This window comes from Actinosynnema sp. NPDC059335 (genome assembly GCF_042752395.1).
Classification (GTDB): domain Bacteria; phylum Actinomycetota; class Actinomycetes; order Mycobacteriales; family Pseudonocardiaceae; genus Actinosynnema.
In genome coordinates this window covers 31,502-50,134 of the sequence record NZ_JBHYXZ010000012.1, presented here as the reverse complement: position 1 = coordinate 50,134, position 18,633 = coordinate 31,502, and the positions used below count along the sequence as shown (strand labels likewise).

Below are 18,633 nucleotides of genomic sequence, written 5' to 3'. Positions count from 1 at the left end.
GGTCCCTGGGTCATGTGGTGCATCAGGCGTTCCTGGGTCGCTTCCGCGCGGTCCAGCTCACCGGGGTTACCGCCCACCCACACCGGGGTAACCCCCGCCCCCACGCCCCCCACCCCCCCCCCCGCCGGGGCGGGGGGGGGGGGGCCGCTACGGAGGGCACGCTGGCCGCGCCCGCGCCGCTCCCGGCGGGCACGACCCGCATGGGCGTCGCGCTGCTGATGGACCACGACACCGGCAACGGCCGCTGGACAGCCGCCTACGGCGAGATCACCGGCGTGCCGGTGTCGTCGCACGGCGACTGGGCGCTGCAGGTGGCGGGTTCCGCGGTGCCATGGCGACGCGCGGTGCTCGCGCGGCTGCAGGCGCAGGGCGGCGCCGAGCAGTGGTACGTGCGGTTCCGCTGCCGCCTCACCGGCACGACCGGCAGCACGCCCGCGGTGTTCGGCGGGGTGCGGCTGCTCGACGAGACCGGCTCGGTGATCCCCGTGTCCGCGCTGCCGTCCCGGTCGTCGTTCACCAAGGACGGCTGGATGGTGGTGGAGGGCCGCGTGTCCCGCGACACGGCCGCCCGCTACCTGGTCGCGGCGACCGCCGAGCTGTACGTGGGTGTGCAGGGCCTGGCCGCCAGCCAGCAGGTGTCGTTCGACGAGGTGACGTTCCGGCAGGTCGCCACCAACGTGCTGATCGCCGACGCCGCGATCGACGACGCGAAGATCCAGAGCCTGTCGGTGTCGAAGCTGACCGCGGGGACGATGACGGCCTCGGTGATCGTGGCCGGCGAGCTGAAGTCCGGCGACACGGGTGCCCGCTACCTGCTCAACGCCTCAGGCTTCAAACTGTTCAACAGCAGCGGATCCAACACGGTGTCGCTCAACAACGACGGCACCGCCAGCTTCAGCGGCACCATCGGCTCGGTCGACATCGTCGGCTACGCCCGGGTCATCAACCCGCTGCAGGGCAGCCAGATGTACATGCACCCCGGCCTCGGCGGCTCCCGCTACCCGCTGCTCGCGGCCGACACCGGGCTGCTCACACCCACCTGGCCCGGCGTGCTGCAGCTCTACAACGGCCAGCTCATGCAAGACCAAATCTGGCAGCTGCTCACCCCGCGCGTCTCATGGTTCGGCACCGGCGACCCGAGCACGACGTACGAGGTCAGCGCCATGCAGATGGGCCTGATCACCAACTCGACCATGAACACCACCGACCCGGCGCTGTGGCCCACGAAGATCGGCGGCTTCTTCCGGATCACCGTGCCGTACGGGTCGACCAGCGCACCCGCGGGCTACACCATCCGGGCACGGCCGTTCTGGGAGTTCCTGCACGACTACCGCACCCCGTCCACCCCCCTCGCGCAGGGTGCCGACCTCGCGGGATACGCCGGCTTCCACTGGGGCAACAAGTACGGCCAGACCGTCGGTATCCGCATCTTCCCGACCGGACCGGGCACCGCCGACTCCGCGATGGAGTTCGTGCGCGACAACTCCAACGCGTTCGCGACCTGCTACGCCGCGGCGTGGCAGACCGCGTCCCACTCCAGCCACAAGACCGAGATCGGTGACCTGCCGTTCTCGGCACTCGAGGTGGTGGAGGCCAACCCCGCACGCCGGTGGCGCTACCACACCGACCGCCAGTTCCACGTCGGGCCGATGGCCGACCACCTCCCCGATGAGGTCGCGCCTGGGCAGGAACGGCTGGACCACACCTCAGCCATCGGCCTGCTGTGGGCGGCCGTGAGCGAGTTGGCGGCGGAGGTGCGCGGTGGCTGAGTGGCTGTTGCCCGGCCTGGGCCAGCAGGAGGAGCAGGGACCGCCATCGATGCCGTCCACAGGACTGCCGCAGGACGCGCTGGACGAGCTGACCGACGCCCTCGGCACCCCGCAGTTCCACGCTGTCGCCGCCCGTCTCCTGCCCATACCGGAATGGACCGATGATGTCTGACCAGCACACGAACCCCGACCTGGAGTTCCAAGGGGTTTTCGACGAACTCGCCCGCGTCTCGGCCGACCGGCTCGCCGGGCTCATGCAGGAGCTGGCGGTCACCCGCGCGACCCTCCTCCGGGTGACCCGCGAACGCGACGAGCTGGCGCAGCGGCTCGGCGACCGCCCACCCACCCTGGGCGACACCGGCCAACCAGCCGTGTGACACCACACCCACCGCAGTGGCACGGACACGCGCGCCACGACCACGGCACGTGATCCTGCCCCCGATGACCGGAATCCGAGCTGCGGGGAGCGAGGACCACACCGCCGGGAGGTGCTGTGCTGCCGAGGCGGCTGTGGATCGCGCTCACGACCCTGATCACCCTGGTGTGGGCCGGCAGCGTCGTGGTCGGCCTGATCGACCCCGCACGCCGCGACCCCTACATCAGCGGCATCTTCGGCATCGTCGTCGGCTCCCTGTACGTGGTCGGCGCTCGCCGCTCGGGCACCGGCCGGTCGCCTGTGGACGCGGTCCGCGAGCGGCTGGCCACCGTGCTGTCGCCCGAGGAGCCGCCGGCCGACGGAACCGAGCCGGGAGGTGATCAGTCGTCGTGATCCCCAACTGGCAGTACCTGCTGCACTCGGTGGTGTGGCTCGCCGGCGGCTTCGTGCTGGGTGTGCTCTACACCCGCAGCAGCCAGGACGTGCACCGAATCGCCAACGCCGTGGAGGGTGCCGTGCAGACCGTGCCGCGTCGTAGATGGCGTCCGAGCTACCAGGTGGTGCTCGGCGTGGTGGTGCTGGTGCTGACCATGTACACGACGGTGACGACCTGGCGGCTGTCGGAGTGCCAGCTGGCGTACGCCAACCGGTTCGCCGACGCGTTGGACGCGCGGACGGTGGCGACGGGCGAGGCGCAGCAGGCGCTCGACGAGCTGATGGCCACCGTGGGCCAGTTGATGACGGGTGGCGCGTCGCCGCAGGCGCGGGAGTCGTTCCGCGCGGCGCTGCACGAGTACCTGACGAAGCGCGACAGCGCGAAGCGGAAGCAGGCGGAGCACCCGTTCCCGCCTGCGCCCCGAGACCTGTGCAGGTGATGGGCATGACGGTGTACGGCGTCGACATCAGCAACTACCAGGCCGGCTTGACCGACTTCGGCGCGATGGTACGCGGCGGGTTCGAGTTCTCCTTCGTCCTGTGCTCCGACGGCGACTGGAAGCAGCCGCACTTCCGCCGCCAGCTCGACGGGTGCCGGGGTGCCGGGATGCTCGTGGCCGCGTATCACTACCAGCGGGAGAACGTCTCGGCGTCCCGCCAGGTGCAGGTGATCGCGGAGCAGGTGCCGCCCGGCGTGCCGGTCATCATCGACGTGGAGGACTACTCGGGCCGCGGTGAGGCGGGGGTGAACCTCGCGCGTGCGATCATCGCGGGCCTGCGGGGACGCGGCTACGTGGTGCCGCTGGTCTACATCCCTCGCTGGTACTGGGCTGCGCCGACCGACCGCGACAAGGGCGGCCTCGGCTACGCGTCGCTCGCAGGACTGCCACCGCTGTGGATCTCCTGGTACCCGGACTACGTGACCCGCTCGAAGGAGTCCGGCGCGGCGATGCTCCCCGCATCGGTGTGGAACGGGTACGGCGGTCTGCCGGTCGCGGTCGCCCAGTTCACCTCGTCCGGCCGGGTGCCGGGCTACAGCGCGGCTGTGGACCAGAACGTCTACCGCGGATCACGACACGAACTGGCCGCCCTGCTGGGCGGGATGGAGGACGACATGCCCAGTGCCAAGGAAGTGGTCGACGAACTGCTGAACCGGCCGGTCAAGCTGTGGAGCGGGGCGGAGGAGACCCTGGTCAACCTCTTGCGCGGTGCGCACGGGTACGGCCAGACCCTGTACGACCTCTACGTTCCCGGTGGCGACCCGTTCGGCGGGCTGATCTTCACCGACGCCCCGGGGACCGATCAGGAACGCGTGCTGCGGGTGCGGGACGTGCTGCACGAGATGCGGATGAACATCCAGGCGTCGGCCGTACGCGAAGCGGCGCTGGCCGACGCGGTGCGTGCCCTCGCGGAGAAGGTCGGCGGCGACCTGGACGTGGAGGCGTTCATGCGGCGCGTGGACGACACCGTGCGCCGCGCCATGGCCGACATCGTGCACGTGGACGTGACCGTGCGCAGCCCCGAGCCGGCGGCGCTGGCGGCGATCCCACCGACGCCTGCCGAGGCGGCGACCGCCGGCACGCGGGAGGACGTGGCGGCGCGCAACGAGGACGGGCTGCGCGGCGGGGCGGCCGCCCCGGACGGGATCGGCGGCCCGGTCCCGGGTGACGCCGTGGACGACGAGACCAAGGAGCGGTCCTGATGGAGATGGTGAACCTGCTGGGCACCGCCCAGCTGCTGTCGATGCTGCTGGGCTTCGTGCTGCCCGTCCTCAACGGGCTGATCACCAAGCCGTGGGCCGGCAAGGCACGGGTGTTCCTGCAGCTGGTCCTGTCCGCCGCGGCGGGGTTCGCGGCGGAGTGGCTCGACGCGCTGAACTCCACCACCCCGTACGACGTGCGGCAGGCCGCCACCGGCTGGCTGCTGACCCTGCTGACCGCGCTCGCCGTCGAGGCGAAGGTGTGGTCGCCGCTCGGCGTGTCGACCTGGGCCACCAGCCACGGGGTGGGAGCGGGGGCGGCACCTCGTGCTGCCGACGGCTCCTACGACATCAGCTCGCTTCCCCGCAGGGGCGTCGGTGACGGCTCCTGACCCGCTCCACACCGTCACCCTGACCGGCCACCTCACCGCGGGTGGCCGGTCAGCTGTGGGTCACGTGTCCATCGCGGCGCTGCACCAGGTGCAGGTGCCCGCAGCCGACACGGTGGTCACCGAGCAACCGGTGGTCGTCGAGCTGGTCGACGGCCGGTTCGCCGAGGTGGTGCCGCTGTCGGCTCAGCCGTCCGCCGCCGAGCCGATCTTCCTCGAAGTGCACGTGCTGCTGGAGAACACACGCCCGGAGTCGATGACGGTGCGGGTGGAGACCGACGGCGAGACGATCGACCTCGCCGACGTCGAGCGGGTTACCCAACTGCCGCAGTCCAGCACGGTGGTCGTCGTGCCCTGGTCGGTCGTCGGCCAGCCGCACGGCGTCGCGCCGCTCGGGCCGGACGGCCGCGTCCCGGCGCAGCACCTGCCGGCCGCGTCGGGCGGCGTGTCGGCCTACGAGCACGTGCAGACCGTGCCGCAGGCGGTGGTGACGGTGACCCACCAGCTCGGCTACCGGCCTGCGGTGAGCGCCTTCTCACTGGACGGCGGCGAGCAGTACGACGAGTTCAAGGTGCAGCACCTGAGCGTGAACGAGCTGCGGGTGTCGATGGACGCGCCAACCGCGTGCGTCCTGGTGATGAGCTGAGGAGGAGCCCGTGGCGGCAACCAAGGCCCTGTCCGACAAGGACATGGGCGGCCGGAAGGTCATCAACAACGGCGCGCCGACCGCGGCCGGGGACGCGGCGACCAAGCAGTACGTGGACGACGCGAGCACGGCGGATCGGTCGCGGGCGAACCACACCGGCACGCAGACGGCGAGCACGATCTCGGACTTCGACACGCAGGTCCGGACATCGCGCCTGGACCAGATGGCCGCGCCGACCGGGCCCGTCGCGCTCGGCTCGCAGCGCATCACCGGGCTCGCCGACCCGACCAGCGCGCAGGACGCCGCGACACGCGCCTACGTGGACGCGCAGCTGTCCGGCGTGACGTCCGGGCAAGTGCTCAAGGGCACCGTGCGCGCCGCGGTCGCGACGAACGTCAACATCGCCTCACCGGGCGCGACGCTCGACGGCCTGACCGCGTCCGCCGGCGACGTGTTCCTGCTGACCGGCCAGAGCACCGGCACCGAGAACGGCCCGTACGTGTGGAACGGCGCGGCCTCGGCGATGACCCGCGCATCGAACTGGGACACCACCGCCGAGGCGGTGCGCGGCTCCTACTGGGTGGTCCGCGAAGGCACGCAGGCCGACCGGTTCGCGCTGCTCACCAACGACACCGACATCACGATCGGCACCACGGTCCCGACGTTCACGTTCATCGGCGCGACCGCGGGCGGCTCGTCGAACGGGTACTCCGCCACCTCCCCGGCCGTGACGGCGGGCAACTCGTGGACGGTGACCCACAACCTGGCCAGCAGGCTGGTCATCGTCCAGGTGTTCCGCTCGGCGAGCCCGTACGACGAGGTCGACGTGTACGTCGCACGCACGACGGCGAACACGGTGGACATCACGCCGGACGTGGCGATGGCGGCCGGCGAGTACACCGCCCTGGTCTGGAAGGTCGCGTAGGTGGCGGAGAGGAAAACCCTGTCGGGACGGCGCGGGCTGTACGGCCCGCAGGACGAGGCGTCCGGGCCCGGCCTGTGGGCGTGGCAGCGCGCGTGGCCGCGCCGGCTGTTCGAGAAGGTCAACGTGGTGTGCGTGGGGTCCAGCACCACCCACGGCATGGGCGCGTCGGCGCCGGAGTACTCGTGGGTCGGCAGGCTGGGCTACATGCTCCGCGGTGTCGACGGGTCCGGCGTGCTGCTGAACACCGCGGCCGGCGGCATCCACTACCGGGCCGACCACGGCGGGTGGACGAACACCGGCACGCTGGCCGACACGGCGGCCGACCTGGGCGGCAACTCGAAGGACATGACCGCCGGGGCGACGATGACGCGCAGCTGCGTGTGCGACGGGTTCGAGGTGATCCTGCAGCAGGGCGCCGGCATCGGGCAGTGCTCGCTGCAGCTGGACTCGGACCCGGCCAAGGTCATCACGATCACGCCCTCAACCCTCGGCTCGGCGCGGGCGGACGGCGAGTTCAGCTCGTGGGTGACCTACCCGCTGGCGCGCGGCGTGCACACGGTGAAGATGACCGCGATCGGCCGCACGGTGCTGAACGGGGTGTACGCCACGGACGGTGACCAGCTGACCGGCCTGCGGGTGTACAACGCGGGCAAGTCGGGCTCGGTGTCCGGGGACTACACGACGACCGGCGCGCTCTGGGCGCAGAACGCCGCGCGGATGGGCCAGCTGCAGCCGCGGCTGATCGTGCTGATGGTCGGCTCGAACGACTACTCCACGGGCGTCGCGCCGGCGACCTACGAGGCGAACGTGCGGGCCGCGGTCCGGCTGATGCGGCTGTCGAACAACGCGCCGGTGAGCGTGCTGCTGGTGCACAGCTACCGGCGGCTGGACATCGCCTCCCCGACGTACGCGTGGAGCCTGTACGGGGAGGCGCTGCAGCGGATCGCGCTGGACACGGTGGACGTGGACTTCCTGGACGTCAGCGCGCACTGGCCGGTGTCGCGCGCGGCCGACTGGGAGGGCCTGTTCTACGACGACGTGCACTGTTCCGACCGCGGCCACGCGCTGATGGCCCACCTGATCTCCGAGTACCTGAAGCGCGGCGCGACGCTGCGCTCCGCGCCGCCGAGCCAGGCGTCCGCGCCGAGCCCGGACCCGGCGACGCTGTCCGGGCTGGTGTCGGCGTGGCGGGCATCGGACCTCAACGCCCTCGCGGACGCGGCGTTGGTGGCGTCCTGGCCGGCGTACGCGGGCTCCGACCAGAAGACGTTGGCCCAGGCGGACGCGAACCGGCAGCCGACGTTCCGCAAGACGCCGACCGACTTCGCCCGCAACCCGTACGTCGATTTCGACGGCAACGCCTCAACGCTGGGCGACCTGATGACGTGCAGCTTCACCTCGCGGGTGAACCCGCCGGCCACGGTGGTGATCGTGGCGCGGCTGCGCGGCCACTGGGGAAGCATGTTCTCGGGCTACCAGGGAGCAGGCGGCGTGTACCTGACCCTGTCGTCCAGCTCCGAGATGCAGATGGTGATGGGCGGCGGCTCGCTGTCGACGCCGTACGCGGCGACGGTGCAGACCGGACGGTCACGGTGGGCGGTGTACGTGTGCCGGTGGGACGGCGCGAACAGCGCGTTCTTCCAGTCCCACTACCCGAAGACGGCGCTGCCCGGCCTGGACACGTCGCACGCGAACGCCGGGCTCCCAGGCGTGACGCTGGCCGGCAACAGCGCGGGCAGCGGCTCGTGGAACAGGCAGGATGTGTCCGATCTCCTGGTGTTCAACCGGGCGCTGTCGGACGCGGAGTGCGAGAACGTCCTGGCCTGGTACGGGCGGAAGTACGGCTTCGACGGAGTCGGCCGCAGCTCGGTCTGAACGATGTGCGGAACGACCCGGTCATCAGGCATGATGATCGCGCAGGGAGTCGGCAGTGGTGTTCGCGCTTCACCGCCGGCTCCCTGACCCATGTCCGCCGCTTGCCCCGCAGGCAAGGGCCCACGCTTCCGCCGACCTACCGTCAGGAGCGGAGGGCCGCAGCGTCGCCCCCGACACGACGCCGCGGCTCCTCCACCTCAACGGACGCCCGGTCGGAGGCGAGGATGTCCAACAAGCACGAGCTGCACGGCACCGAGGTGGACCACGTGGGGCTGCTGGTCTCGGATCTCACCGCGGTGCTCGAGCAGGGCTGGCGCGAGGTCGCCCGCACTCACCGCCGCGCGCTCGACGGCCGCTGCGGCACCTGCGGTGACCGTTGGCCGTGCCGCGCCTACCGGGAAGCCACCCGCTCACGCGGCCGGGCCGTGAAGCCGGTCAAGCGCTGACGCAGCACGCGTGTTCGGCCGACCTCGGTCCATGTACACGTCCTGGGTCATCGACGGCCGTGCGTGCCCCAGGATGTCCGCGATCTCGCGCGCCGAGAACCCCTGGGCGTCCAGCGCCGTCGCCACCGACCTGCGCCCGACCTTCGTGGTGAAGTCGGGGTAGCCGATCCGCTTGCGCATGCTCCGCACGGCGCGCTGCACGTTCGACGGGTGCCGCCACCCGAGCCTGGTGCTGGGGAACACCGGCTCGGACTCGGGCGCGCCGTCGGGTTTGCGTACCGACAGCAGCAGGTGCATGTAGTCCGGGAGCACGATCACCCTGCGCGCGGCGAACGTCTTGCCGTCGTTGCGCGCCACGCCGCCGCTGACGGCGACGAGGTTGCCGTTGATCCAGATGGACCGGGCGGGAACCCGAACTCGCTCCCCCCACGCGTTGGTCGCCAGCACGGGCTCGTCGGTGAGGTTCACGTCCTGCCAGCGCAGCGCCAGCGCCTCGCCGAACCTGACTCCCACGGCGAAGTAGAACCGGAGCAGGTCCGGCAGGTCGGCACGCCGGGACTCCTCGTCGCCGTCGAGGCGGGCGAAGAAGTCGACGAGCTGCTCGTGGTCGTAGGCAGGTGCCTTCCGCTTCCGGCTGGGCTCGATGTCGCGCATCTCGCGGACCGGGTTCGCGCTGATGAGGTCGCGGTCGACGGCTTCCTGCATGACGCCGGACAGCACGGTGCGGATGCCCGCCAAGGTGTTGGAGTCGAGTCGTTCGGCGAGCTGGTCCATCAGCGCCTGGAATCGGCCGACGGTGCATTCCCTGAGCCTCAGCTGGCCGACGTTGGGGAGCACGTGGACGTTGAGCCGGGTGCGGTACCGCTCCAGTGTGGTGACGGCTCGGGTGCGCTGGACGCGTTCGAGGTAGGCGGTGGCCAGGTCGGCGAACCGCGACTCGGAGGAAAGTCGGCGGACGCCGCCGGAGCGCTCCTTGAGCACGGCCTTGAGGGCGCGGTCGGCTTTGTACTGGGTCGGGCCGCTCGCCGACACCTTCCGGGTGACGCCGTCCAGGTCGCGGAAGTTGGTGTACGCCTGCACCACGTCGGGGGTTGCGCCGTCGGGCAGGTCGCGTAGCGGCATCCACTTCCCGGCGACCTGTGCCCGGTGGTTGACCTTCCCGTGGGTGCCGATCTGCAAGAGCGGCGGCATCGGACCTCCTGAGCCGTTTGGTGGCTATTCGGTGAGTCCGATCAAGGTAGGCCGGTTTGAACGGCCGTTCCACGCGTTTGACCAGCTGTTTTGGTGCCCCCGGTGCGACTCGAACGCACACTGGACGGATTTTGAGTCCGCTGCCTCTGCCGATTGGGCTACGGGGGCCGGCGCGGAGCACTGTACTGGATCAGGCCGCCCGGCCGCCCCGCGGGGTGGCGGCCGGGGGCGCGGTCGTCAGGACCGGACGAGGCGGCCGATCGCGGCGGAGGCTTCGGCGATCTTCTCGTCCGCCACCTCGCCGCCCTCGGCCACCGCCTGGGCCACGCAGTGCTTCAGGTGCTCGTCGAGCAGACCCAAGGAGACCGCCTGCAACGCCTTCGTGGCGGCGGAGATCTGGGTCAGCACGTCGATGCAGTACTCGTCGTTCTCGACCATCCGCTGGAGGCCGCGGACCTGGCCCTCGATGCGGCGCAATCGCTTGAGGTACGCGTCCTTGTCCGCCGTGTAACCGAGCATCGCTCCCGACCTTCCCTACCCTGGGCGGGTATCCGACCCCAGGATAGGCCACTCGACCGGGTGTGACCGGCACCACGGGGTGACGGCGTGCGGGGGGTTCATTTCGGCTCGGTGCGGTTTGTGTCGCGAAATGACCCGTCCGGGGGCATCAGTCACATTTTCTCCACGAAAGGTTAGGCGATATTCCTCTCGTGCACTATGGTGTCGAGCTAAGCGTGTGGCGCAGAACAAGTCGAGGGCAGCACGCGCTATGCGAGCACACACGGAGGAACAGTGGCACAGCAGACCGTCGTCCAACTCATCGACGACCTCGACGGCAGCGAAGCCGCCGAGACCGTGACCTTCGCGCTGGACGGTGTGGAGTACTCCATCGACCTCTCCAAGGACAATGCGGACAAGCTCCGCGAGTCCCTGGCCGACTTCGTCGCCAAGGCGCGCCGCGCCGGTGGCCGCAAGCAGCGCAAGGGCACCGGCAAGAGCACGGTAAAGGCTGGTGACAAGGCCCAGGCCCAGGCCATTCGGGACTGGGCTCGCGCGCAGGGGCACCAGATCTCCGACCGGGGCCGCATTCCCCAGGGCCTGGTCGTGCAGTTCCAGGAAGCCCACGCTTCCTGAGCCACGCTCTGTTCTCCCCTGCGGCGGGCCACCTCCGTCGCAGGGGAGAACAGCAGGTCAGGGCAGGTCGTCACGCCCCGGGAACGCGACGCCGGCCAGGCTGAGCAGGGCAGCTGCCTTGACCGTGGTCTCCTCGAATTCCTCCGCGGGGTCGGACAGCGCGATGACCGCGCCCCCGACCCCGAAACTCACCTTGTCGCCGTCCACGACCAGCGTCCTGATGACGATGCTGAAGTCGGCCGTTCCGGAGAGTGAGAAGTAACCGAGCGCACCGGAGTAGACACCCCGGGGCCCGGCTTCCAGCCCGTCGATGATCTGCATTGTCCGGATCTTGGGCGCTCCTGTCATCGACCCGCCGGGGAACGCCGCCCTAACCGCCCGGACGGCGGAACTACCGGAACGCAGTCGAGCCCGAACGGTGCTCACGAGCTGGTGCACTGTCGCGTAGCTCTCCACCTCGAAGATCCTGGGCACCTCCACGCTGCCGACTTCCGCGCAATGGCCCAGATCATTGCGGACCAGGTCCACGATCATGAGGTTCTCGGCGCGGTCCTTCGCGCTGGTAGCCAAGGTCTTGCGCAAACCCCGGTCCTCGGCGGCGGTCGCCCCGCGGGGGCGGGTCCCCTTGATTGGCTCGGATTCGACGACACCCCGTCGGTCCACCCGGATGAACCGCTCGGGTGAAGTGCTGAGCACGGAGAGCGCACCGAAACGGAGCAACGCGCCGAACGGAGCGGGGCTTTCCGCCCGCAGGAACCGGTAGGCGTCCCACGGGTCCAGCGGCCCGCGCCACGTCACGGTGTTCGTCAGGCACACCTCGTAGCTCTCGCCCGCCGTGATGGCCTCCTGGCAGGCCGCGACCAGCTTCAAGTACTGCGCACGGCTGTGCCGGGCCTGCACGGCGGCGGCCCGGACGGGGCGCGGCGGGACCGCCGGGGCGGGCGGGACACGGCGGAGGAATTCCTCCGTTCGGCGCAACCAGTCGTCTTCGTCGGACAACGCCAACAGGTACACGCAATGGGAATCATGGTCGAAAACGAGGGCGCGGTCGGCGAACACGAATGCCGCGTCCGGTTGCTCCGAACGGTGCGCGGCCACCGCTCCGCATTCGGCCTTCAGCTCGTACCCGAGGTAGCCCACCCAGCCGAGCGCGAAGTCGAACGGCACGTCCGGCTGCTCGACCCGCCACGCGGCCAGGTCGGCCTCCAGCCAGTCGAAGAACGGCCCGGGGTGGGTCACCCCGTCCACGGTCACCCGACCCGTCCCCACGTCGTACGTGGCCACCCGCGCCAACGGCCCGCCGGCGTCACCCATCACGGAGAACCGGCCCCGCTCCCCCACCAGGCTGCTGTCGAGCCAGAACGCATCGCCGGACGCGCCGTAGAGGGCGGCGTACACGTCCTCCGGCGGGGGGTGGACGTCCACGCGCCGCACGAGCACCTCACGGGCGGGCCCACGGGACGGTGCGAGGGTGGGAGGAGGCGCGGCTGTGGCAGGCGGTGCCAGCGGTGCAGGTGCGGCTGCGACGGCAGTGGCAGGCGAGGTGGGAGGGGCCGGAGGGGCGGACGCGGGCGGGGCGAGGGCGGCGGTCAGGTCGCGGAAGTTCGCCAGCAGCTCGCGGCCGTGCGAGGTGCACACCGACTCGGGGTGGAACTGCACGCCCCACGCCGGCCGCGACCGGTGCCGCACGCCCATCAGCACGCCGTCCGACTCGGCCCAGGCGACCGGCTCCAGCGACGGCGGCAGGTCCGACACGGCCAGCGAGTGGTACCGCACGACGGGCAGCGGCGACGGCAGGCCGGCGAACAGGTCCGCCCCGGTGTGCCGCACCCGGTCCACCACGCCGTGCCGGGGCGTGACCAAGCCCACGGACGCGCCGTGCGCGAGGCACAGCCCCTGGTGGCCCAGGCACACGCCGAGCAGCGGCAGGTCGGCGTGCTCGACCACCGCCCGGCACAGGCCGAAGTCGGCGTCGCGCTGCGGCCGGCCCGGTCCCGGGGAGATCACCACGTTGTCGTAGCGCCGCAGGTCGGACAGCCGGAACCGCGGGTCGTCGTTGGTGATGACGACCGGCTCGCGCCCGTTCACCTCGGCCAGGTGCTGGAAGAGGTTGAAGGTGAACGAGTCGTGGTTGTCGATGAGCAGGGTCCGCATGGCGAACAGCACGGTACCTGCACGAACACACCGATGGAGTACCCCTGGACGGGCGATGGGAGACGCAGTCGGTGACCGAAAAGGCCGGGCGGCGCCACGCCGCCCGGCCTCCCGGATCCCCGTGCCGGCTCAGTCCAGGTGGAACTTCGGGTCCGCCGCGAGCGCCGCGAGCTGCGCCGGGGTCAGCGCGGGCCGCGACAGCGGCGGGTGGCCGGACTGCAGGAACTCGTCCGCGTACGCGACGGTCACCAGCGTCCCGTCCGGGTGCCGGTGGAACGCCGCCGCGTCGAGCGTGTTGGCGTCCCCGTCCCGGGTCGCCCCGGTGACCACGGCGACCTGCTTGCCCTCGACGTCGACCACCTGGCACGTGCCGCCGGACACCGGGTACGGGTACCGCGTCGCCGCCGCGCACCCGACCAGGTCGCCGAGGCGAGTGTTGCCCCGGGTCTCGACCTTGATCGTCAGCTCGCCGACCCCCGGCTCGCCGGGGAACACGACCGGCGTGCGCGCTTCGTACTCCCAGACCTGGAGGTCGCCGACGTACTCGGCGAACTGCGCCTGGCGCCACGTCATGGGCCCGTGGTCGGCGAAGCCGATCCGGGTCCGGTCCTCGGCCTTCACGCCGGGCGGCAACGACGAGGCCAGGTCGTTGAGCAACGCGACCCCCTTGTCCGCCCGCGGTCCGCCGGTGGCGGTCCGGTCGCCCTGGCCGTCGGGCCACGGCGTCCTGGTGTCGACCGGCGGCGCGCCCGACAGCGGCGCCGCCCCTGCCGACGGCCGGGGATCCGACGGCTGCCCTCCCGCCACCCCGACGCCGGAGCCGCCGCCACCGGTCAGCTGCGGCAGCAGCACCGCGCCGACCGCGATGGCCACCACCGCGAGACCGGCGACCGCACCTCCCCGCGTGGCCTGCCTGCGGCGCTGCGCCCGGCGACCGCGGTCCAGCGCGGCCTCCGGGCTCATCGGTGGCGGCGGGCTGCTCGCCACCATCACCTCGCGCAACGCGCTCTTCAGCTCGTGCTCGTTCATCGCACCTTTTCTCCCTGCTGAGGGATGAGCAGGCCGCGCAGCGTCTGCAGCCCCCGCGCGGCCTGGCTCTTCACGGTTCCTTCGGAACAGCGCAACGCCCTGGCGGTGTCCTCCACCGACAGGTCCTCCCAGTACCGCAGCACGAGCACGGCGCGTTGCCGCGGCGGCACCTTGGCCAGCGCCGCCAGCAGCACCAGCCGGTCCTCCGCCGAGCCACGCCCGACGTCCGCCACCTCGACGGTGGTGTCGCTCACCCGTTCCCTGCGGAACCAGCCGCGACGCAGGTCGGACACGAACGTCCGGACGAGCGTCCGGCGGGTGTAGGCGTCGAGTGCCTCGGGGCGGTCGATCCGCCGCCACGCCACGTAGAGCTTCGCGAAAGTGGCCTGAACCAGGTCCTCGGCCCGGTGCCAGTCGCCGCACAGCAGGTACGCCGTGCCGCGCATGGCCTCGGACCGCGCCGCGAAGTACTCGGCGAACGCGGCGTCCCGATCACTCATCCGTCCTCCCCTGCTGCGGTACGCGGTAATCACGCCCGCGGGCGGTCGGGGGGTTGCATGCCGGCTCCGGGATTCGTGGAAACTGGGCATACCACCACTGGGGAGGCCGTGCTTGTTGTTCTTCGTGCTGTTCGCCGTCGTGATGGGCGCGGCGCACTACTACATCTGGAAGCGGGCCGTGCGGGCCACCACGCGGCCGGGGCGCGGTCGCCGGGTGGGCACCGCGGTCGTGGTCGCGCTGTACCTGCTGGTGATGGCGGCCCTCGCGGTGAGCCGGCTCGGGTCGGGGTTCGGCGTGGTCGTGGCCTGGCCGGGGTTCGTGTGGTTGGCGGGGGCGTTCTACTTCGCACTGATCCTGGGCGTGCTGGAGATCCCGCGGGTCCTGCTGGTGCGGGCGGCGCGCCGGCGTGAGGTCCCGGCCCCGGTCGGCGTGGCCGAGCCGGTGGGCGCGGCCGAGCCGGTCGACGTGCCGGACGCGGTCGTGGAGACGCCGGACGGCACGCTCGGCAGGCCGGAGGACCTGGGTCGGCGCCTGTTCATCGCCCGGTCGTTGGCCATCGCCGGCGGCGTGGCGACGGCGGGCGTGGTGAGCTACGGCACCACGCAGGCGTTGGGCGACCCGGTGGTGAAGCGGATCCCGGTCACCCTCGCCAAGCTCGACCGCCGCCTGTCCGGCTACCGCATCGCGGTGGTGAGCGACATCCACCTCGGACCGCTCCTCGGCCGCGCGCACACCGAGCGCATCGTGCGGATGATCAACGAGCAGCAGGTGGACCTGGTGGCCGTCGTCGGCGACCTGGTCGACGGCACGGTGGCCGAGCTGGGCGAGGCGGCGGCTCCGCTGCGCGACCTCGTGAGCACGCACGGCAGCTTCTTCGTCACCGGAAACCACGAGTACTACTCGGGCGCGGAGCCGTGGCTGGCGGAGCTGGAGCGGCTCGGCGTCAACCCGCTGCGCAACGAGCGGCTGGCGATCGAGCGGGCCGGCGCGTCGTTCGACCTCGCGGGCGTCAACGACGTCAACGGCGAGGCGTTCGGCGACGGCCCGGACTTCGACCGGGCGCTGGCGGGCCGCGACCCGGCCACGCCGGTGGTCCTGCTGGCGCACCAGCCGGTGCAGGTCCGCGAGGCCGCCAAGCACGGCGTCGACCTGCAGTTGTCCGGCCACACGCACGGCGGGCAGATGTACCCGTTCCACCTCGCGGTGGGCCTGCAGCAGCCGGTGCGCAGCGGTCTGGAGACGGTCGACGGCACCCAGGTCTACACCAGCAACGGGGCCGGGTTCTGGGGTCCGCCGGTGCGCGTCGGCGCGCCGCCGGACATCAGCGTCGTGGAGTTGCATCACAAGTTCGCCGGCTGATAGCGCATTTTTCGCCTGCACCACCTAGAGTGGACGGCCGTGCCCGAACACGGTCAGACCGTGCCTGATCACGGTTGCGGAGGGGGACCCCTAGCGAGATGACGACGAGCTTTGCCGATCACCGGCTCAACGAGGCAATGGCTCGTATTCGTCGTTTCCTGGACCACGACCAACCCCCGACACCCTGCCTGGTCATCGACCTGCCGACGGTGCGGGACCGGTTCGCGGCGATCCGCGCGGCGCTGCCGCGGGTGGGGATCTTCTACGCGGTCAAGGCGAACCCGACGCCCGAGGTGGTCGAGCTGCTCGCCGCCGAGGGGTCGAGCTTCGACGTCGCCAGCCCCGCCGAGATCGACCTGTGCCTGGCCCGCGGCGCGGCGCCGGGCGCGATCTCCTACAGCAACCCGATCAAGAAGGCGCGGGACATCGCCTACGCCCACGACCGCGGTGTGCGACTGTTCGTGTCCGACAGCGAACAGGACGTGCGCGCGTTGGCCGAGCACGCGCCCGGCGCGTCGGTGATGCTGCGGATCCTGGTCAACAGCAAGGGTTCCACCTACCCGTTCGGCAAGAAGTTCGGCTGCTCGCCCGAGATGGCGACGGATCTCCTGCGGTTGGCCGCCGAACTCGGGCTCGTTCCGCTGGGCGTGGCGTTCCACGCCGGGTCGCAGCAGCTGGACCCGAACGGCTGGGACGGAGCCATCGCCGACGCCGCCGAGATCATCGGGAAGCTGCGCGCCGAAGGGCTCGCGCCGACCACGGTCAACCTGGGCGGCGGCCTGCCCGCGGGCTACCTGGAGCAGCCGCCGCCACTGGCCGAGTACGGCGCGGCCATCACCGCGTCGATCGCGCGGCACTTCGGCGACTTCGAGCCCGAGGTGATGATCGAGCCGGGACGCGCCGTCGTGGCCGAGTCGGGCCTCGTCCGCTCCGAGGTCGTGCTGGTGGCGCGGAAGTCCTATTCGGACGAGCGCCGCTGGGTCTTCCTCGACATCGGCCGCTACGGCGGCCTCGCGGAGACCGAGGGCGAGGCGATCGCGTACCCGCTGGAGACCTTCCGGGACGGCGCGCCCACGTCCGGCGAGCCGGTCGGCCCCGTCGTCCTGGCCGGTCCGACGTGCGACGCGGACGACGTCCTGTACCAGAACACGTGCTACGAGCTGCCGCTGGACCTGCGCGCGGGCGACCACGTCGACCTGATCGGCGCGGGCGCGTACACGGCCAGCTACTCGTCGGTGGCGTTCAACGGCTTCCCGCCGCTGGCCACCCACTGCGTGCGATGAGCGCGCTCCCGACTGTCCGCTGCAGTGCCCCTCCTGAAGATGTTTGGAGTGATTGATGTCCGAACTCCCGTGCGAATCCGAGCCGGTTGGCTTGTTCGCAGGACAGCACGTGCTCGCCGAGCTGGAAGGCGTGAGCCCGGAGCTGCTCGACGACGAGCAGTTCCTGCGACACGCGCTCGGCGAGGCGCTCACCCAGGCTGATGCCACGGTGTTGGAGGTGGTCTCCAAGCAGTTCGAGCCGCAAGGGGTCACCGTGCTGGCCCTGTTGTCGGAGTCGCACGCGTCCATCCACACGTACCCGGAGGTCGGTGCCGTGTTCGTGGACGTGTTCACGTGCGGCACGCGGGCCAAGCCCGCGCTGGCGGTGCAGTTGCTGGCCGAGGCCCTGGGCGCCGTGTCGGCACGGACGGACATGATCAGCCGGGGCCACCGCGTCCCCGCGCTCGTCGGTGAGGAGAAAGCGTGATCCGCGAACCACTCGCGGCGGGGATGACCAGGCACTGGGACGTGTCGGAGGTCGTGGTCGACACCAGGACGGAGTTCCAGCACCTGGTGATCGCCCGCACCACCCAGGGCCTGTCGCTGTTCTGCGACGACGACCGGCAGAGCACCGAGTTCAGCCAGCTCACCTACCACGAGGCGCTGATGGTCCCGGCGCTGCTGCTGGCCGACCGCGTCGACCGGGTGCTGGTCATCGGGTCGTCGGAGGGCGTCGTGTGCCAGATGGCCGTGGCGGCGGGCGCGTCGGTGGTCGACCACATCGACATCGACGAGCAGGCCGTGCGGCTGTGCGCCGAGCACCTGCCCTACGGGTACACGCCCGACGAGCTGGCGCTGGCGGAGAAGGGCGAGGGCCCGATCCGCGTGCGGTACATCGACGGGTACGAGTACATCCGGACGACGTCGGAGCGTTACGACATCGTCCTGGTGGACCTGCCGGACGAGCGCGAGGAGGAGGCGCAGCACAACCGCCTCTACGGCGCGGAGTTCCTCGGCCTGTGCAAGGCGCTGCTCACGCCGAGCGGCGTGGTGGTGTCGCAGGCCGGTTGCCAGACGATGTGGCGCAACACCACGTTGACCCGCATGTGGCAGCGGTTCAACGACGTGTTCGACACGGTCGCGTACTACGGCTCGGACGAGCACGAGTGGGCGTACCTGTTCGGGCGCGCGGACGAGGTGGCCGACCCGACGGCGTTGATGGTCGAGCGGCTGCCCGCGTGCGGTTACCGGCCGGAGACGATCGACGACCTGGCGTTGGTGGGCAACTCGATCCCGCCGTACCGGGTTCGGCACTCGTTGGCCTGATGCGTGGTGGAGCGGGGGCGCGCCCCCGGGGGGGGCCCCCCCCCGCGGTGAGGAAACGCGGGGGCGGGGCCGGGAGTGGGACCGGGGGGGAGCGCCGGTTTCTGGGCCCCGGGCCGC

The 18,633-nt window shown here is 71.3% G+C and carries 21 protein-coding genes and 1 tRNA gene; 16 read left to right on the top strand and 6 right to left on the bottom strand.

Annotated features, from left to right (window positions below):
• The first annotated feature begins 200 nt into the window (after positions 1 to 200).
• The 11 genes from ACFXGA_RS06095 to ACFXGA_RS06045 all read left to right on the top strand — a co-directional run bounded on the left by ACFXGA_RS06095 (position 201) and on the right by ACFXGA_RS06045 (position 8,560).
• Positions 201 to 1,769 (top strand): hypothetical protein, encoded by a 1,569-nt coding sequence (locus ACFXGA_RS06095; RefSeq protein ID WP_378084771.1) that lies wholly within the window; start codon positions 201 to 203, stop codon positions 1,767 to 1,769.
• Entirely contained in the window at positions 1,762 to 1,941 is a 180-nt protein-coding gene (locus ACFXGA_RS06090; protein ID WP_378084770.1) for a hypothetical protein, read from the top strand. Before ACFXGA_RS06095 ends, ACFXGA_RS06090 begins: the two co-directional genes overlap by 8 nt.
• Positions 1,934 to 2,146, top strand: a complete 213-nt coding sequence (locus ACFXGA_RS06085; RefSeq protein ID WP_378084769.1) for a hypothetical protein — start codon at positions 1,934 to 1,936, stop codon at positions 2,144 to 2,146. The genes ACFXGA_RS06090 and ACFXGA_RS06085 overlap by 8 nt, the downstream gene beginning before the upstream one ends.
• 116 nt (positions 2,147 to 2,262) lie before the next feature.
• Complete coding sequence (locus ACFXGA_RS06080) at positions 2,263 to 2,538, top strand: hypothetical protein (protein ID WP_378084768.1); 276 nt, start codon at positions 2,263 to 2,265, stop codon at positions 2,536 to 2,538.
• Entirely contained in the window at positions 2,535 to 3,020 is a 486-nt protein-coding gene (locus tag ACFXGA_RS06075) for a hypothetical protein (protein WP_378084767.1), read from the top strand. Before ACFXGA_RS06080 ends, ACFXGA_RS06075 begins: the two co-directional genes overlap by 4 nt.
• A gap of 5 nt (positions 3,021 to 3,025) precedes the next feature.
• Positions 3,026 to 4,282 (top strand): glycoside hydrolase family 25 protein, encoded by a 1,257-nt coding sequence (locus ACFXGA_RS06070; protein ID WP_378084766.1) that lies wholly within the window; start codon positions 3,026 to 3,028, stop codon positions 4,280 to 4,282.
• Positions 4,282 to 4,671 carry a hypothetical protein gene (locus ACFXGA_RS06065; RefSeq protein WP_378084765.1) on the top strand — a complete coding sequence of 130 codons (390 nt, stop codon included), beginning with the start codon at positions 4,282 to 4,284 and terminating at the stop codon, positions 4,669 to 4,671. The genes ACFXGA_RS06070 and ACFXGA_RS06065 overlap by 1 nt, the downstream gene beginning before the upstream one ends.
• The gene (locus ACFXGA_RS06060) at positions 4,658 to 5,314 is read left to right on the top strand and encodes a hypothetical protein (protein ID WP_378084764.1); all 657 of its coding nucleotides are present in this window, start codon (positions 4,658 to 4,660) and stop codon (positions 5,312 to 5,314) included. The genes ACFXGA_RS06065 and ACFXGA_RS06060 overlap by 14 nt, the downstream gene beginning before the upstream one ends.
• Positions 5,315 to 5,324: 10 nt before the next feature.
• Positions 5,325 to 6,239, top strand: a complete 915-nt coding sequence (locus ACFXGA_RS06055; RefSeq protein ID WP_378084763.1) for a hypothetical protein — start codon at positions 5,325 to 5,327, stop codon at positions 6,237 to 6,239.
• A complete protein-coding gene (locus ACFXGA_RS06050; protein WP_378084762.1) occupies positions 6,240 to 8,114 on the top strand; it encodes a GDSL-type esterase/lipase family protein in 1,875 nt (624 codons plus the stop codon). It abuts the gene before it with no gap.
• Between the two features lie 224 nt (positions 8,115 to 8,338).
• Positions 8,339 to 8,560 carry a hypothetical protein gene (locus tag ACFXGA_RS06045; protein ID WP_378084761.1) on the top strand — a complete coding sequence of 74 codons (222 nt, stop codon included), beginning with the start codon at positions 8,339 to 8,341 and terminating at the stop codon, positions 8,558 to 8,560.
• Here the strand turns inward: ACFXGA_RS06045 and xerC are convergent.
• The 3 genes from xerC to ACFXGA_RS06030 form a co-directional block, all read right to left on the bottom strand.
• The gene (xerC, locus tag ACFXGA_RS06040; protein ID WP_378084760.1) at positions 8,525 to 9,751 is read right to left on the bottom strand and encodes a tyrosine recombinase XerC; all 1,227 of its coding nucleotides are present in this window, start codon (positions 9,749 to 9,751) and stop codon (positions 8,525 to 8,527) included. The two genes, ACFXGA_RS06045 and xerC, sit on opposite strands and share 36 nt — an antisense overlap.
• Before the next feature lie 91 nt (positions 9,752 to 9,842).
• Positions 9,843 to 9,919, bottom strand: a tRNA-Leu gene (locus tag ACFXGA_RS06035).
• A 69-nt stretch (positions 9,920 to 9,988) separates the two neighbouring features.
• Entirely contained in the window at positions 9,989 to 10,270 is a 282-nt protein-coding gene (locus ACFXGA_RS06030) for a metal-sensitive transcriptional regulator (RefSeq protein ID WP_360793234.1), read from the bottom strand.
• A 273-nt stretch (positions 10,271 to 10,543) separates the two neighbouring features.
• On the opposite strand from ACFXGA_RS06030, the gene ACFXGA_RS06025 reads away from it, so the two are divergent.
• Complete coding sequence (locus ACFXGA_RS06025) at positions 10,544 to 10,885, top strand: Lsr2 family protein (RefSeq protein ID WP_015104119.1); 342 nt, start codon at positions 10,544 to 10,546, stop codon at positions 10,883 to 10,885.
• Positions 10,886 to 10,942: 57 nt separating this feature from the next.
• On the opposite strand, the gene pabB is transcribed toward ACFXGA_RS06025, so the two are convergent.
• From pabB to ACFXGA_RS06010, 3 genes are all read right to left on the bottom strand, one after another.
• On the bottom strand, positions 10,943 to 13,039 hold the full coding sequence (gene pabB, locus ACFXGA_RS06020) for an aminodeoxychorismate synthase component I (RefSeq protein WP_378084759.1): 2,097 nt from the start codon (positions 13,037 to 13,039) through the stop codon (positions 10,943 to 10,945).
• 129 nt (positions 13,040 to 13,168) lie between these two features.
• On the bottom strand, positions 13,169 to 14,068 hold the full coding sequence (locus tag ACFXGA_RS06015; protein ID WP_378084758.1) for a hypothetical protein: 900 nt from the start codon (positions 14,066 to 14,068) through the stop codon (positions 13,169 to 13,171).
• Entirely contained in the window at positions 14,065 to 14,568 is a 504-nt protein-coding gene (locus tag ACFXGA_RS06010) for a SigE family RNA polymerase sigma factor (RefSeq protein WP_378084757.1), read from the bottom strand. The genes ACFXGA_RS06015 and ACFXGA_RS06010 overlap by 4 nt, the downstream gene beginning before the upstream one ends.
• Positions 14,569 to 14,680: 112 nt before the next feature.
• Between ACFXGA_RS06010 and ACFXGA_RS06005 the strand changes: the two genes are divergently transcribed.
• The 4 genes from ACFXGA_RS06005 to ACFXGA_RS05990 all read left to right on the top strand — a co-directional run bounded on the left by ACFXGA_RS06005 (position 14,681) and on the right by ACFXGA_RS05990 (position 18,516).
• A complete protein-coding gene (locus ACFXGA_RS06005; protein ID WP_378084756.1) occupies positions 14,681 to 15,928 on the top strand; it encodes a metallophosphoesterase in 1,248 nt (415 codons plus the stop codon).
• Between the two features lie 98 nt (positions 15,929 to 16,026).
• A complete protein-coding gene (locus ACFXGA_RS06000) occupies positions 16,027 to 17,211 on the top strand; it encodes a type III PLP-dependent enzyme (protein WP_378084755.1) in 1,185 nt (394 codons plus the stop codon).
• A 55-nt stretch (positions 17,212 to 17,266) separates the two neighbouring features.
• Positions 17,267 to 17,677 carry an adenosylmethionine decarboxylase gene (gene speD / locus ACFXGA_RS05995; RefSeq protein ID WP_367136999.1) on the top strand — a complete coding sequence of 137 codons (411 nt, stop codon included), beginning with the start codon at positions 17,267 to 17,269 and terminating at the stop codon, positions 17,675 to 17,677.
• Positions 17,674 to 18,516 (top strand): spermidine synthase, encoded by an 843-nt coding sequence (locus ACFXGA_RS05990; RefSeq protein ID WP_378084754.1) that lies wholly within the window; start codon positions 17,674 to 17,676, stop codon positions 18,514 to 18,516. Before speD ends, ACFXGA_RS05990 begins: the two co-directional genes overlap by 4 nt.
• Positions 18,517 to 18,633: the final 117 nt, after the last annotated feature.